General features: G+C 53.8%; 13 protein-coding genes. 7 read left to right on the top strand and 6 right to left on the bottom strand.

From position 1 onward, the window contains the following. Positions 1–339 precede the first annotated feature (339 nt). The 3 genes from ELY25_RS10430 to ELY25_RS10440 are packed head-to-tail and all read right to left on the bottom strand — an operon-like array spanning position 340 to position 1,912. Positions 340–678: an AzlD domain-containing protein gene (locus ELY25_RS10430; protein WP_126951223.1), complete on the bottom strand. Its 339-nt coding sequence runs from the start codon at positions 676–678 to the stop codon at positions 340–342. After that, the gene (locus ELY25_RS10435; RefSeq protein WP_126951224.1) at positions 675–1,385 is read right to left on the bottom strand and encodes an AzlC family ABC transporter permease; all 711 of its coding nucleotides are present in this window, start codon (positions 1,383–1,385) and stop codon (positions 675–677) included. Before ELY25_RS10435 ends, ELY25_RS10430 begins: the two co-directional genes overlap by 4 nt. After that, positions 1,382–1,912 carry a helix-turn-helix domain-containing protein gene (locus ELY25_RS10440; RefSeq protein ID WP_126951225.1) on the bottom strand — a complete coding sequence of 177 codons (531 nt, stop codon included), beginning with the start codon at positions 1,910–1,912 and terminating at the stop codon, positions 1,382–1,384. Before ELY25_RS10440 ends, ELY25_RS10435 begins: the two co-directional genes overlap by 4 nt. 146 nt (positions 1,913–2,058) lie before the next feature. On the opposite strand from ELY25_RS10440, the gene ELY25_RS10445 reads away from it, so the two are divergent. Then, a complete protein-coding gene (locus ELY25_RS10445; RefSeq protein ID WP_126951226.1) occupies positions 2,059–3,327 on the top strand; it encodes an MFS transporter in 1,269 nt (422 codons plus the stop codon). 11 nt (positions 3,328–3,338) lie between these two features. Here the strand turns inward: ELY25_RS10445 and sstT are convergent, their stop codons facing one another. After that, a complete protein-coding gene (gene sstT / locus ELY25_RS10450; protein WP_126951227.1) occupies positions 3,339–4,559 on the bottom strand; it encodes a serine/threonine transporter SstT in 1,221 nt (406 codons plus the stop codon). A gap of 306 nt (positions 4,560–4,865) precedes the next feature. Here sstT and ELY25_RS10455 point away from each other — a divergent pair, with 306 nt between their 5' ends. Then, positions 4,866–5,198: a hypothetical protein gene (locus ELY25_RS10455; RefSeq protein ID WP_126951228.1), complete on the top strand. Its 333-nt coding sequence runs from the start codon at positions 4,866–4,868 to the stop codon at positions 5,196–5,198. 69 nt (positions 5,199–5,267) lie between these two features. Here ELY25_RS10455 and ELY25_RS10460 read toward each other — a convergent pair whose 3' ends face one another. Together ELY25_RS10460 and ELY25_RS10465 are read right to left on the bottom strand one after the other, a co-directional pair. Continuing rightward, the gene (locus ELY25_RS10460) at positions 5,268–5,579 is read right to left on the bottom strand and encodes a hypothetical protein (protein WP_126951229.1); all 312 of its coding nucleotides are present in this window, start codon (positions 5,577–5,579) and stop codon (positions 5,268–5,270) included. 170 nt (positions 5,580–5,749) lie between these two features. Continuing rightward, the gene (locus tag ELY25_RS10465) at positions 5,750–5,932 is read right to left on the bottom strand and encodes a hypothetical protein (RefSeq protein ID WP_126951230.1); all 183 of its coding nucleotides are present in this window, start codon (positions 5,930–5,932) and stop codon (positions 5,750–5,752) included. Between the two features lie 502 nt (positions 5,933–6,434). Between ELY25_RS10465 and ELY25_RS10470 the strand changes: the two genes are divergently transcribed. The 5 genes from ELY25_RS10470 (at position 6,435) to ELY25_RS10490 (ending at position 13,969) form a co-directional block, all read left to right on the top strand. Further along, a complete protein-coding gene (locus ELY25_RS10470) occupies positions 6,435–8,075 on the top strand; it encodes an SLC13 family permease (RefSeq protein WP_126951384.1) in 1,641 nt (546 codons plus the stop codon). 178 nt (positions 8,076–8,253) lie between these two features. After that, positions 8,254–8,763 carry a CinA family protein gene (locus tag ELY25_RS10475; protein ID WP_126951231.1) on the top strand — a complete coding sequence of 170 codons (510 nt, stop codon included), beginning with the start codon at positions 8,254–8,256 and terminating at the stop codon, positions 8,761–8,763. A gap of 78 nt (positions 8,764–8,841) precedes the next feature. Then, positions 8,842–9,666 carry an ammonia-dependent NAD(+) synthetase gene (gene nadE, locus ELY25_RS10480; RefSeq protein ID WP_126951232.1) on the top strand — a complete coding sequence of 275 codons (825 nt, stop codon included), beginning with the start codon at positions 8,842–8,844 and terminating at the stop codon, positions 9,664–9,666. An 80-nt stretch (positions 9,667–9,746) separates the two neighbouring features. Continuing rightward, positions 9,747–10,895 (top strand): exonuclease SbcCD subunit D, encoded by a 1,149-nt coding sequence (locus ELY25_RS10485; RefSeq protein WP_126951233.1) that lies wholly within the window; start codon positions 9,747–9,749, stop codon positions 10,893–10,895. Next, the gene (locus ELY25_RS10490; protein ID WP_126951234.1) at positions 10,892–13,969 is read left to right on the top strand and encodes an AAA family ATPase; all 3,078 of its coding nucleotides are present in this window, start codon (positions 10,892–10,894) and stop codon (positions 13,967–13,969) included. The genes ELY25_RS10485 and ELY25_RS10490 overlap by 4 nt, the downstream gene beginning before the upstream one ends. Positions 13,970–14,030 lie beyond the last annotated feature (61 nt).

The raw sequence follows: 14,030 nt of genomic DNA on the forward strand, positions 1-14,030 counted from the left end.
TTTTTTTGTCGACGTGCTAAGGCAGAGTCTAGTGCCGCCATCAATCGGCGCTAGATCCGCATGCCGCCTCTAGTCAGGTCAGGGGGCTCATTTGCCCCCCCTTCCACTCATCTTCGGTTGCTATGACTTGTACCTGACTGCAAATATGGTTGTCATCTGGCTGCTAACAGGGTGATAACAGTGTATGTAGTGTACATCATGGAAAATTATAACTCATTAATAAGTCTTGGTTTACACGTCGCAGGCGCGATCCCAAAGTTTGTTTAGTTGCACTCATAATCTCTTTTTCGTAGGTTCAAGTCCTACTAGGTACACCACCCTTTCATGATTTCTGCAAAATCATCCCGCAAGCGTTACACCTACCAGCACTAACCCAAACACTGCCACACCCGCTGCCACCGGCAATCCCATTGAACGCACGCGCTGCCACACGAGTAGTGTCACCAAAAGCCCGATGGCCGTTGCCCCCCATGAAACAGCGCCGGGATTGACTGGCACGAGAGAAACCCCTAAAACCGCCGCGATCATCAGCGGGCCTAAGATGCTGATCCATTGAGGAATGCTGTTTAGGCCGGTATCGCTTCCTAGCCGGCGCTGCATCCATAGAAAGGGCACGACGCGTATAAGTAGCGTACCCAGTGCCGAGGCGATCACCGCCAACCAAAGCGCTGTGCTCATAAAACGTTCTTCCCTGGATGAAATTTCACCATATAAAAGCAGATAGCCCCGCAGGCGGCTGCAAGCGGGATGGCGACATTGCTCCAGCCATAAAGGGTGAAGAAGAGGGCAGATGCAATGGTGCAGCCCAAGGCTAACGCCCAGCGTTTATCGGTGAAGCGTGGCGCGACCATGGTGAGAAACAGTGCGGGCAGGGCAAAGGGCATGATCTCGCCCAGAAGTGGCCAACGAGCGGTAAGGGCTTCTCCACCGGTTGCACCCACGACGGTACCCGCAATCCAGACTACCCACGCTAGCAGTGCTGCTCCTAAAAACCAGCCAAAGCGCTCAGCTTCGCGAAGCTGAGGCAGGCGCGTATGGGCTAAGGCAAAGACTTGGTCGGTGAGGCCATGCATCAGCCAGAGCCAATGACGGCTAGGGGGGAGCCATGCAGCGAGGTTGGGCCCGTAAACCACATGGCGTATGTTAATCAGTAGCGTCAACGCGATCACCAGCCACAGCGGCGAGCCCGCGGCTACCATGCCGACAAATAGAAACTGTGAGGCGCCCGCATAAATCAATAGGGAGATAGCAGCCGCCTCCCAGGTAGTGAACCCGGCTTGGGTAGCCACTAGTCCAAACGATAGAGAAACAGGAATATAACCACCAAGCAGCGGAATGGCTTCTCGCACCCCTTTTAGCGCTGAGCGGGCGGATACGTGGCTCATGGAGTATCACCATTGTTACCATAGGTGATGGTCATAAGCAGCGTCGCCTCGGCATCTTCGGCGCGGTAAATATGCGGCTGATCAGCAGAAAAGGTGACAGGAACACCCAGCCTAAGCGGCATAGCTTTACCTTCCGGCCCGGCCTCCAGCCAGCCGCTTATCAAGGTAAGGGATTCCCAGGTGCCAGGCGTATGCGCCTCTGCGCGGCGTTGCGTGTGGGGCGCACAGCGCATCCAGTAAACATCTACGTGGGGGGAATCCTTACCCTGCTCAATGAGACGCACCTGTACGCCATTTTCGCCCAATGGTACGGTAATCGGCGCTATCAGGGTGCTAAAGGGGACGTTTAGCTGTACGGCCAATCGCCAGATGGTATCCAGAGTGGGATTGCCGTTACCTTGCTCAAGGCGGCATAAGTTGGATTTAGCCATGCCTGCTGCGTTTGCCAACTGCGAAAGCGATAGGCCTTGCTTCTGGCGTAGTGACTGTAAATGCTGGCCTAGCGTACTGAGTGAAAGCTCATCCATGAAAGACGTCTCATTGTTCGTTATATAGAACGTTCTATATAAAGAACACCTGCATGTCAACTACGTCTCGGCGAGACGTCTTTGGCATTTTATATGCATCTTTTTTGTATTAGTTGATAACTGTTCGCTGTAAGTAAGGAGGTGGGATGCATTCCTTGTCAATGCTTAAGCCAGTTAAGTCCATACTGTGGAGCGTGGCTCTGTTGTTGCTCGGCAATGGATTGCTTAATACGCTTCTGACCCTGCGCGGTACGACCGAGGGGTTTTCCAGTGCCCTCTTGGGTATGGTGATGTCGGGTTATTTTATTGGGTTTATTTGTGGCACTTGGGTAAGTCGACGTTTGATCAGGCGTATGGGGCATATACGCACGTTTGGGTTTTGTGCCGCTATTTGTGCTTCTGTAGCGCTCTTGCACCTGCTGTTCATCAATCCATGGGTATGGTTGCCACTACGCATTCTGTATGGACTCTCGTTTATTACCTTGGTCACAGTAATTGAAAGCTGGTTAAACAGCCAAACGGCCAGTCATGAACGCGGTCGTATTTTTGCGGTTTATATGGTGGTCAACTTGGGCGCATTAGCCGCTGCCCAGCAATTGCTGCGTCTCTCATCGCCGGAAGACTATCTGCTCTTTGTGTTAATCGCGATTTTTATCTGTTGGGCGCTACTGCCTATTACGATGACCCGGCGCGCGCAGCCCCAAATGTCTGAACGACCCAAAAGCAGCCTACGATCATTACTAGGCTTTGCTCCTTTGGCCGTGTCATCGGCTGGATTATCAGGACTGGCGATGGGGGCATTCTGGTCGATGACGCCCATTTATGCGACTCAGCTTGGCTTTGATACCAGCGGAGTAGGGCTGGTCATGAGTGTAGCGATTATTGGTGGGGCGTTGCTGCAGATTCCTATCGGACGGTTCTCTGATAAGCATGACCGTTCCAAAGTGATGACGTGGGTCGTGTTATTGGCAGCGGCAGTGGCCGCGTCCATGCCTTTTGCGCCCAATCATGAGGTGTTGCTAGGGCTTTATTTCGTCTGGGGGGGCTTGGCTTTCTCGCTCTATCCGTTGGCCGTGGCGCAGTTGGTGGATCAGTTACATCCAGATGAAATTGTCTCTGGCTCGGCGGATATGCTCGTTATGCACGGGGCGGGCTGCGCGGCAGCACCTATTTTGGCTGGTTCATTGATGACGTTGGTAGGAAGCCATGGATTGCCGCTCTATATTGCCACTGTTTTCGTTCTGTTGGGGGGCTATGCCCTTTACCGCCGCCGCCGCGTGAGTGACCTGAATACCCACACGGCCCACTTTGAACCTATGGTTCAAAGCAGCCCGGAAGTGTTGGAAATGGTCTTCGACGATACGCAGCCCGATCTCTTCGATGATCCTAGCTTTTATGTGCAGGCTGAGCGATAGAGGTGTTAGGACTAGCTTTTTGCCTCTCGCGCCCGGCAGGCTGCCGCCGTGAACAGTACGTCGGTCGAAGAGTTAAGTGCGGTTTCGGTCGAGTCCTGTACCACGCTAATCACAAAGCCAATCGCGACCGCCTGCATGGCCACTTCGGTCGGAATGCCAAACAGGTTAGCCGCCATGGGGATCAACATAAGCGAGCCGCCAGCAACGCCGGATACCCCACAGGCGGCAAGCGCCGATACCACACACAGTAATAGGGCCGTGGGGAAGTCGACATTGATACCCAATGTGTGCGTAGTGGCCAGGGTGATGATGGTGATGGTAATGGCCGCGCCGCACATGTTGATGGTGGCACCCAGCGGAATCGAGATGGAGTAAGTATCTGGGTCAAGCTTCAGTTTGCGGCATAGCTCAAGGTTCACCGGAATGTTGGCCGCCGAGCTACGCGTAAAGAAGGCGGTAATCGCGCTGCCCCGCAGGCAAGCAAATACCAGTGGGTAAGGATTCTGGCGGGTAGCGATATAAACCAACAGTGGATTACTCACTAGGGCTACAAACACCATACAGCCCACAATAATACTGAGCAGTTGTGCGTAGTTCAGCAGCGCATTAATGCCGGATTCTGCCAGTGTGCCTGCTACCAAGCCAAAAATACCCAGCGGGGCTAAGCGAATGACCAATGCAACAATACGCGAAATAGCGTTGGATAGATCGTTAAGGGCAGTGCGTGTGGTCTCGCTTGCCTGGCGTAGCATCAAGCCCAAACCTACTGCCCAGGCAAGAATGGCGATGAAGTTGGCCTCCATCAATGCGCTCACGGGGTTGGCGACGGCATTAAGTAGCAAGTGGCGAAGAATCTGGAAAATATCCCCCGGTGGGTTGCCGTCTGCCCGCGGGGCATCCAGTGTAAGCTCAGTGGGAAATGCAAAGCTTGCCGCCACGGCAATAAGGGCGGCAGCCAGCGTGCCGACAATATAGAGAACTAGTACCGAGCGAATATGGGTTGGTTGCCCCTGCCGATGGGCGGCAATAGCGGCCGCTACCAATACAAATACCAAAATGGGAGCGACGGCCTGAAGTGCGGCGATAAACAGCTGGCCCAGTAAGGCTACGTCACTGGCAATGCCCGGCGCGAAGGTGGCAAGCAGGGCACCTGCCATGATGCCGATAAGGATCTGAGGGATAAGGCCCAGCTGTAAAAGCGGGCGGAATAAGCCTGTGGCGGTTGCAATCATTGCGCGTCACTCAGGTAGTAGAAGGTGGATTGGCGCCATGGGCGCCGCCCAAAAAGGGCAGTATTCTACCATCTGTGATAATTCTGCGGGCTTTTGGTGAGAAGTTTATGGCGATAAGCCGTGAAAAACGCATAGGGCTTGCAAGCGGCCATGAAGCTGATTGTTCAGGATGCTGTACTTTCGTTGATTGACGTGTGCCGTGCTGCCGTTTTACCGCGGCGCCTTTTATAATTGCGACGGAGCTATCGAGCGCTGGTGGATGCAGGTGCTGATGGTTGGAAAATCAAAAAAGAAGGGAACGTTCTGATGCGATTCATATTGGGCTTGGCGGGGTGGGTACTGCTCTGTATGTCAACGGTGGTCAGCGCTGCCGATTACTATGTCGATATTACCAACCGTACCGGTTATACCCTCTATTACATGTACGTTAGCCCTGCGAATTCAAAGAGTTGGGAAGAAGATGTATTAGGAGAAGACGTGTTGGTGAACGGCGATACGCAGCGCGTCACGTTAACAGGCTATACCAACCCGTATTTTGATATTCGCCTGGTGGATGAGGACGATGATAGCTACACGTTCTGGACAGTGGATGTTTCAACACAGGATATAGTGGTAACGCTTGATCATCTTGATCAATAACAACTTGCTTCCCTTACCGTCCTGTTGGAACGGCAAGGGAAGCATCAAGGTAACGCTGGCCTGGAATAATTAGGCAGCGACCGTTTCGCGTGATGGCTGGTTGGCAGGGACAGATGAAAGCGTTTTGGCTGAGTTACTGGCGCTCATGGTGGCTACCATGGTGTAGCCTTTTTCGGTCAGCTCAATAACGTCAGGTGATGAACCCCATTTCAGCAGCATCTCGTCAAGCTGACGTTCTGCGGCATCAAACTGGCTGCAATGGCAAAGCAACTTGGCAATGGTGTAATCACACTGAGGTGTATCAAACATTTCTTCCTTGATCTCTTGAATAGCAAGTTGAAGACCGGCTTGGGAAATCTCTGCTAGATGGATATGGTGCATGCCACTACTCCTTGTGAATGCTGAGGTTATTTGTACGCAACTTGTACTCTTCGAGGGTAATATAGCTTCTCCCGAGAAGCAAACACCAATTGGTCGTAGCAGTGAAGTTAGGTCCAAAAAAAATCCCTTTACGCCAAGTAAAGGGATTTCGCTGTTCTTTTTTCTCGCTACTACATGATGGGTAATGTTGCGAGCAGTGTCACCACACAGCCTGCCAGAAAAGCCAGAGAAGCAAGTTTTACCATTTCAGTCTCTTGGCTTTTTTCGCGCCTATGCCGCTGTTCCGTAAGGTAATATTCAAGATGTTCGCGGCTGCCTGGTTTTGCTCCATTGTAAAGATGTTGACGTATCATCTCGACTCCTTGAGCGTTGCGGTTAGTGATTTCCCTCGCCCCCGCCTTTTAAAGCCCATGATAATGGGTAACTGCACGACATTTATTGATACACACTATTTTGTTTCAGCATAGACCACGATAAACAGAATTTGCTCAAAAAAAGCTATACAAAAAATTAATAATATTGTCACTGCCGTGTCACTAATGGGGTTAATGAAATTAAAACGACACGAGTATTCGTTAATTTCTTGAGATCATTCAGTAAGTAATAAACGTTAGCTTTGAAAATAAATGTTGGGTAGACAGGCCCCGAAGCGATACCTCGTTACAACCAAAGTTGTTAGACTTTGGTTGTAATTGCGGGTGATTTACTGGACTAATGGCTTATTGCAGTGAATAAAGGGCCCCAAGAAACGGTTGGGCCCTTGCTGATTGAAAGCAAATTGTCCGCTATTTTTCTACTGTGCTTTTTCGTTTACCTGACAAGAGCGGTACTTTTCCAATGCGCAGAACTGCCACGATGACGCTCTGGGATCAGCTTTGGCATTCCCACGACCAAGTCAAAAATCTACTAATGTGTGCGCTGCCAACATCAGGCACTCCGCGTGCGCCCACCTCAACCGGTGAAGGCCACGGGGGCACGGGGTCCAAACCGCCGCGTTCCCCCGCCTATACCACACCGCAAAAAGTTGGCTTGATTCTAGGGCCTGCGCTGTTTGCCTTTGTGCTGATGTTTTTTCACCCGGCAGATTTGAGTTTGGAAGGGCGGATGGTGCTGGCAACCACGCTATGGGTTGCCGTCTGGTGGATCACTGAAGCTATTCCCATTCCGGTTACCTCGTTACTGCCTATCGTGCTGCTGCCGATTACCGGCGCCCTGGAAGGCGGCGCGGTAACGGCGGCTTACGGTAACCCGATTATTTTCCTGTTTCTGGGCGGCTTCATGATCGCGCTGGCCATGGAAAAGTGGGACCTGCACAAGCGCATTGCCCTGACGATTATTTCCGTGCTGGGCACCAGTATTAATAATATTGTTTTCGGTTTTATGGCAGCGACCGGTTTCTTGTCGATGTGGGTGTCCAACACCGCAGCCGTCATGATGATGCTGCCTATTGGTACCGCCATTGTTTACCAAGTGACCCAGGAGCTGAATAAAAGCGAAGGGGACCACACTACCGAGATCGACAAGTTCAGCAAGGCGCTTATTTTCGGGATTGGCTACGGTGGCACAATCGGTGGTCTGGGTACGTTGATTGGTACGCCGCCCAACATCATTTTAGCAGCAGTGGTCAGTGAGCTGTTTGGGGTAGAAATCTCCTTTGCTAGCTGGCTGATGTTTGCCTTCCCGGTAGTGGTTGTTTTGCTGCTGCTAAGCTGGCTGCTGCTGACGCGGATTATCTATCCGATCAATTTCAACAAGCTGCCGGGCGGCAGAGAAATGATCCAGAAAGAGAAAGCGGAGCTGGGTCGTATCTCTTTTGAAGAGAAGGCAGTGCTGGGCATCTTCCTGTTTGCTGCTTTCATGTGGATTACCCGGTCATTCTTGTGGCAAGGGCAAATCATCAATATCCCCGGCATCAGCGATACCATGATCGCCATTGTCGCTGCTATTCTGCTTTTCCTGGTGCCTTCCCCCAATAAAGGCGGTTGCCTGCTGGGTTGGGATGTTGCAAAAGATGTGCCCTGGGGCATCCTCTTACTGTTTGGAGGCGGTCTGGCGATTGCCGCTGGTTTTGGTTCTACTGGCCTGGCCTCGTGGATTGGCGGGCAAATGAGCGTGCTGGAAGGGGTTAACTTCCTTCTGGTTATTCTACTGGCCACCGGCATGGTGCTTTTCCTTACCGAAATCACTTCAAACACTGCAACCGCCACGATGATTCTACCTGTACTGGCATCGCTGGCGCTGGCGCTGGATATCCACCCCTTCGTACTCATGGTGCCTGCCGCCATGGCAGCCAACTGCGCCTTCATGCTGCCGGTAGGTACGCCGCCTAACGCGATTATCTTCGCGACAGGTAAAATCAAGATCATTGAAATGGTACGTAACGGTTTCTGGCTTAATATCGCGGCAATGCTGCTGATCGTGGCCGCCGTGTACTTCCTGTTGCCGATACTGTGGGGAGTTGACCTGACCAGCTATCCGGATGCCTTCCGCAGGTAACGTGCATTAGAACAACATGCTTATCAAAGCCCCTATCATTAGATAGGGGCTTTTTTTACGCGCTTTGTTATTAACAAATAGCTAATTTTCTTGTTTGGTTTTCAGTCTGTTGTGAGGGCAGCTACTTTTTAAGGAGGAAAGCAACTTGATATAACCCACCGTTGGTTAGGAGTACGCAATGGAATTGCTTGAACACGTCACCGACTATCTAAAAGAGCATCAGCTCAAGCTGGCAACTGCCGAATCCTGCACGGCAGGGCTTATTGTTTCTGAGCTGGCGAGCGTCCCTGGCAGCGGGGAATCCATCGATTGCGGTTTGGCGGTCTATTCGCCAGAGGCGAAAAACCGCTACCTATCGGTTAGCTTCGATACGATTGAAAAGTATGGACTTACCAGTGAAGAAACCTCACGAGAGCTGGCAAAAGGCGCGCTGGATAAAAACGATGCCAATGTAGCCGTTGCCAATACCGGCGTGGCAGGCCCTGAATCAATGGATGATATTCCTGCCGGTACGGTGTGTTTTGCTTGGGCATTTCGCCATGACCAGAAAGTGTATCTGATAACGGAAACTCGGCACTTTTCTGGTGGGCGTAATGATGTCCGTCTTGCCGCCGCTCACTATGCGTTGGAATGCATTCCCAAGCATCATCGTGATGTACTGGAAGGCAACGCACCGCTTGATAAGTAGATAGAGGCGCATTTCTGACCTAGCCTGAAAACATGTCATTAATTCTTGATGACTGCTCAACGCTGCAAGGAGGCCAATATGACAGATCAACGGGAAATGCAGTCGCATATCCAAACGGCATTACAGGTAAAACCGAAGATTGATGCTCAACAAGAGGTGGAAACTCGCGTTGATTTCTTATGCCGCCAGATGATGGAATCCGGGCAACATGCTTTGGTGTTAGGAATCAGCGGCGGCGTGGATTCCACTGTTGGGGGGCGCCTGGCGCAACTGGCCGTTGAACGGGCAAGAGAGCAAGGAGTAAATGCTTACTTCTATGCCATGCGCTTGCCCTATGGCACCCAGCATGATGAAGAGGACGCTCAGCAAGCGCTCACTTTCATCAAGCCTGATCATGTACTCACCGTTAACATTAAACCGGCAAGTGATGCGCTGTTAGCCGAGCTTGAAGAGGGTGGTCTTGCGTTTAACGATGAAGGCCACCGGGATTTTGTTCTGGGTAATATCAAGGCACGTCAGCGCATGGTGACCCAATATGCCGCGGCAGGCGCCCGCGGCGGCTTGGTGGTCGGCACTGACCAGGCAGCAGAAGCGCTGATGGGCTTTTTTACCAAATATGGCGATGGCGCCTGCGATGTGGCGCCGCTTACTGGGCTTACCAAAAGCCAAGTGCGAGAAGTAGGCGCAGCGCTCGATGCCCCGGCCTCCCTGGTCGAAAAGCAACCCACAGCCGACCTGGAAACGCTCAAGCCACAGCTTGCCGATGAGGTCGCGCTCGGCGTCACCTATGTGGATATTGATGCCTTCCTGGTAGGAGACACCGTCAGCGATCAGGCATATAAAACCATCATTGATACCTATACGCGCACTGCGCATAAACGCCAACTGCCTATTGCACCTTAATGGCTGCGCCCCAGTCAGCGCTAAACGCCGCTCGCTTAGCTTGTTATGATGCAAACATCTAACCTGCTATTGAGCTTGCCATGCGTTTATTGCATACCGCCGACTGGCACCTAGGGCGTCTGTTTCATAACGTCTCGCTGCTTGAGGACCAGCGCCATGTTCTCGAGCAATTAATCAAGATCATCGACCAAGAATCCGTGGATGCGGTACTGATTGCGGGTGATGTCTACGACCGTTCGGTGCCGCCCGCAGCAGCAGTAACCCTGCTGGATGATGTGCTGGGCGAGCTTTGCCAGGTGCGTGGCCTGCCGGTCGTGATTATTTCAGGTAACCACGATGGCGCCGAACGGCTGCGCTTTGGTGCCCGGCATCTGCGTCAGGCCGGGCTGCATATCCTTTCCGATCTGGCTGACTGTTTTACCCCGGTTACGCTTACCCTCAACGGGCGCGACATCGATATTTTCGGGGTGCCTTACGCTGACCCTGAATACGTTCGCAGCCAATTTGGCGTTGATGTACGCGATTTCGATAGCGCTCACCGCTACCTGCTTGAGTGTATCGACAAGCACCGTCACGCTACCCGCCCAACGGTATTGATGAGCCATTGTTTTGTGGATGGCGGCAGCGCGTCGGATTCCGAACGCCCGTTAACCCTGGGAGGTGCTGAAAGTGTTGCCTGGGCGCCCATGCAACATTTTAATTACGTAGCACTTGGGCATCTCCATGGCCCTCAGTATCGCGGCGGAGAGCATATTCGCTACAGTGGCTCGCTGCTTAAATACAGCTTTTCCGAAGCGGCCCATCGCAAAGGCGTCACGCTGGTAGATATCGATCAGGCGGGCAGTGCACAGGTCAGGCAATTGCCCTTGATGCCACGTCGAGATGTACGCGTGCTGGAAGGCGAGCTGGAAGCGTTGCTGGCACAAGGAAAGCACGACCCCAAAGCTGATGACTATCTGCTGGTCAGACTGATGGACCGGCACGCTATTCTTGATCCGATGGGCAAACTTCGGGCGGTGTACCCTAATGTCCTGCATCTTGAAAAACCTGGCATGCTGGGCAGTCAGCAACGCCAGCAGTTGGACCGCGATCGATTGCGCTTTGATGCGTTGGATATGTTTAGTGATTTTTTTGAACAGACCAGTGGCGAGGCCATGACTTCTGAGCAGGCAAGCGCCATGAGTAAGCTGATTGCCCAGCTGCAGCGTGATGAGGAGCAGGCCCCATGACACCGCTTGCGCTCACCATGCAGGCCTTCGGCCCTTTCGCAGAACAGCAGTCGATCAATTTCTCCGAATTGGGTAAAAACCCGCTTTTCTTGATCAATGGGCCGACAGGCGCCGGCAAAAGCTCGATTCTGGATGCGATCTGTTTTGCGCTTTACGGCCAGACGACGGGCGAGGAGCGTTCGGGGACGCAAATGCGTTGTGACCAGGCTAAAGCCTCGCGGCTAACCGAAGTCACGCTGGAATTTTACCTGCGTGGCAGCGTCTACCGAGTGCGCCGGGTGCCGCAACAGGAGCGACCCAAAGCACGCGGGGAAGGCACTACTACCCAGAATGCGGAGGCCCAGCTATGGCGGTTAACCAAAAAAGGTGAGGAAGATGAATGCCTGGTGGCCCGAAACGTAGGTGAAGCAACCACCCAGGTGCAGACGCTTTTAGGCCTGGATGCCAGTCAGTTCCGCCAGGTGATGGTACTGCCTCAGGGCAAGTTTCGTGAACTGCTGCTGGCGGAATCCAAAGACCGCGAAAAGATCTTTTCCCAACTGTTTCAAACCCATATTTTTCAACGCATTGAAGAGCATTTACGCACTCAGGCTAACCAGATAGAGCGTGCCGTTAAAGATCACCAGCACCGTGTCCAGGGAATCTTGGATGCAAGCGATAGTGAGAGCGAAGCGGCACTTATTGAGACGCTTGAAGCGCTGGCCCCAGAGCATCAGGCTTCTGAGCAGGCGTTAACCATTGCCAAGCAGCAGCGTGAACAGGCCCAGGCAGCCGAGCGTCAGGGGCAGGAGTGCCAGGCGCTTTTTGATCGCCATGCGACACTGGGTACAGAAAAAAACCAGCTGTTACACCAACAGCCGGAAATAGAGCGCGCTCGAGAGCGCTTAAGCGCTCATGAACACACCCAAGCACTGGCCGAACCTTTTCACCGCGTGCAAACGGCGCAGCGAACAGCGCACGCTACCCAACAAGAGCGCGTTCAGGCTCAAACGGCCGTCGAAAAACAGCAGGCTGGCCATCGACACGCTCAGCAAGCGTTGCACCAAGCACAAATCCGCTGCCAGCAGTTGCCGGAACGCCGTGAACAGGCTGGCCGTTTACAGCAAGCTTTGGAGCAGTTTCAGGCACTTAATTGCGTCGAACAGGAATTGTACCAAGCCCAAAGTGCCTGGCAGGGCCTGCACCAGCAGCTAAGCCAACAAACGCAGCAGCGCGATACCATCGCCGAGCAGGGCGAGGCACTTGCCGCCAAGCTAAAAGCGGAACAGGTGGAGCGCAATAACCTTGCGGGCTGCGGTGAGGTGCTAAAAAGCCGCCAGGCGCTGCACGGTCAGCGGCAAACGCTGGCCGGGCTTGAATCCCAGCGCGCTGCGTTGGCCGGGCAGGTGGCTCAGGCGGTAAGGGATGTCGAGAGTCGCCAGCAAACGGTTGAACGCTATAAGCGTCGAGCCACCGAGCAGGAAATGCATTGGCATCAGGGGCAGGCCGCGCTTCTTGCCGCTCGGCTGGAAACTCATCAGCCCTGCCCGGTGTGCGGCAGCCGTGAGCACCCCGCGCCCGCCATACAAGAACAGCCCCCCGTTACTCAGGCTGATGTACAGCGGGCACGCGCGGAGTATGAGCAGGTGCATCAAATGCTGGTGCAGGCTCAACAGTTACAACAGAGGTTAACTCAGCAGCTCAGCCATAACGATGAGCAGAGCGAGTACCTGCGTCATACGCTGGGAGAGTGGGGAACCAAGCCGCTAAGTGCTTTGGAGGCCGCCTGCCAGGAGAGCCAGCGCCATGTTAAACGCTATCAAGTGCTTACTCGAGAACTGGCGGCGCAGGAACGTACACTTGAACAACAGCGCAGCGAATGGAAAGCGCTGGATACCCAGATAAAGTCCCAGCAGCCTCAGTTAGAGGCCGCCCAAAAGCGTTGCCACCAGCTAGAAGCCCAGTGTGAGCAGCTGCGTAGGGCGCTGCCTAAGGCGCATGGATCACTTGAGGCGCTGCAGGCAGAGCTTGGCCGTGTGCAAAGCGACATTCAGCAGTCTGAGGCGGTGTGGCAAGCTGCCCAGGAGAATGCCCAGCACGCGCAAACGGCGCTGGCCCGCGCTGAAACCACGCTGTCAGATACAGCTCAGCGCGCCGCCGCTGCTACGCAGGCGTTAAGCGCGGCCCAGAATGAATGGCAAAAGGCGCTGAGCGGCAGCGCTTTCGACAATGAGTCTGACTTTATTCACGCTCGCCTGGAAGCGCCCGAACGCCAAGCGCTTATTGAAACCGTCACCCTCTTTCAGCAGGCGCTGGCCAAGCTGGATGGTCAGCTTGAAGCGAGCCAGACACGTCTTGAGGGGCTAACGCCGCCTGATTTAACCGCTCTGGCTGAGCAAGTGGCTAGCGCGCAGGCGCATGAACAGGTTTGCGATCAAACCTACCAGCGCTTGGCGGCTCGGATTGCGCAGCTAACCACCACTCAGCAAAAGCTCAAGGCCGCCCACGCCGCCGAGGCGGAGCTTGAGGCCGAGTATCGGCTGTGGGGAACGCTAAGCGAGATCGCCAATGGGCGCACCGGGCACCGGATTAGCCTGCAGCGTTTTGTGCTTGGCGTGCTGTTGGACGATGTACTGATCCAGGCATCCGAGCGGCTAGTGCGAATGAGTCGGGGGCGTTATCAGCTGGTGCGCCGCGAAGATCCCTCAAAAGGTAATAAAGCGTCAGGCCTGGAGCTTGATGTTGCCGATACGTATACCGGTAAAAATCGACCCGTTGCCACACTCTCGGGCGGCGAATCGTTTATGGCTGCGCTGGCGCTGGCGCTGGGGCTTTCTGATGTGGTGCAGGCGTATGCCGGTGGCATTCAACTCGATACGCTATTTATTGATGAGGGCTTTGGCAGTCTTGACCAGGATGCGCTTGATCAGGCCATCGCCATGCTGAGCGAACTGCAAATGGGTGGGCGTATGATCGGAATTATTTCCCATGTCAGCGAACTCAAAGAGCAGATGCCTGTTCGTATAGAGGTACGTGCCAGTCGTCAGGGGAGTACGGTGCAAGTTCAAGGGCTGAGAATGCCCCTCCTGCGCTAAGCTCGGTTTTGGCTGTCCACTTACGTGATTTACTCACCCTGTCAGATCACCCTGTCAGAAC

Origin of the sequence: Vreelandella populi (assembly GCF_003989825.1) — a bacterium.
GTDB classification, from domain to species: Bacteria; Pseudomonadota; Gammaproteobacteria; order Pseudomonadales; family Halomonadaceae; genus Vreelandella; species Vreelandella populi.

Coding starts and splice junctions, on each gene's coding strand:
- ELY25_RS10430 (WP_126951223.1), bottom strand. CDS start 678: ATGAGCACAGCGCTTTGGTTGGCGGTGATCGCCTCGGCACTGGGTACG.
- ELY25_RS10475 (WP_126951231.1), top strand. CDS start 8,254: ATGGAATTGCTTGAACACGTCACCGACTATCTAAAAGAGCATCAGCTC.
- nadE (WP_126951232.1), top strand. CDS start 8,842: ATGACAGATCAACGGGAAATGCAGTCGCATATCCAAACGGCATTACAG.
- ELY25_RS10440 (WP_126951225.1), bottom strand. CDS start 1,912: ATGGATGAGCTTTCACTCAGTACGCTAGGCCAGCATTTACAGTCACTA.
- ELY25_RS10465 (WP_126951230.1), bottom strand. CDS start 5,932: ATGATACGTCAACATCTTTACAATGGAGCAAAACCAGGCAGCCGCGAA.
- ELY25_RS10470 (WP_126951384.1), top strand. CDS start 6,435: ATGACGCTCTGGGATCAGCTTTGGCATTCCCACGACCAAGTCAAAAAT.
- ELY25_RS10435 (WP_126951224.1), bottom strand. CDS start 1,385: ATGAGCCACGTATCCGCCCGCTCAGCGCTAAAAGGGGTGCGAGAAGCC.
- ELY25_RS10445 (WP_126951226.1), top strand. CDS start 2,059: ATGCATTCCTTGTCAATGCTTAAGCCAGTTAAGTCCATACTGTGGAGC.
- ELY25_RS10490 (WP_126951234.1), top strand. CDS start 10,892: ATGACACCGCTTGCGCTCACCATGCAGGCCTTCGGCCCTTTCGCAGAA.
- ELY25_RS10460 (WP_126951229.1), bottom strand. CDS start 5,579: ATGCACCATATCCATCTAGCAGAGATTTCCCAAGCCGGTCTTCAACTT.
- ELY25_RS10485 (WP_126951233.1), top strand. CDS start 9,747: ATGCGTTTATTGCATACCGCCGACTGGCACCTAGGGCGTCTGTTTCAT.
- sstT (WP_126951227.1), bottom strand. CDS start 4,559: ATGATTGCAACCGCCACAGGCTTATTCCGCCCGCTTTTACAGCTGGGC.
- ELY25_RS10455 (WP_126951228.1), top strand. CDS start 4,866: ATGCGATTCATATTGGGCTTGGCGGGGTGGGTACTGCTCTGTATGTCA.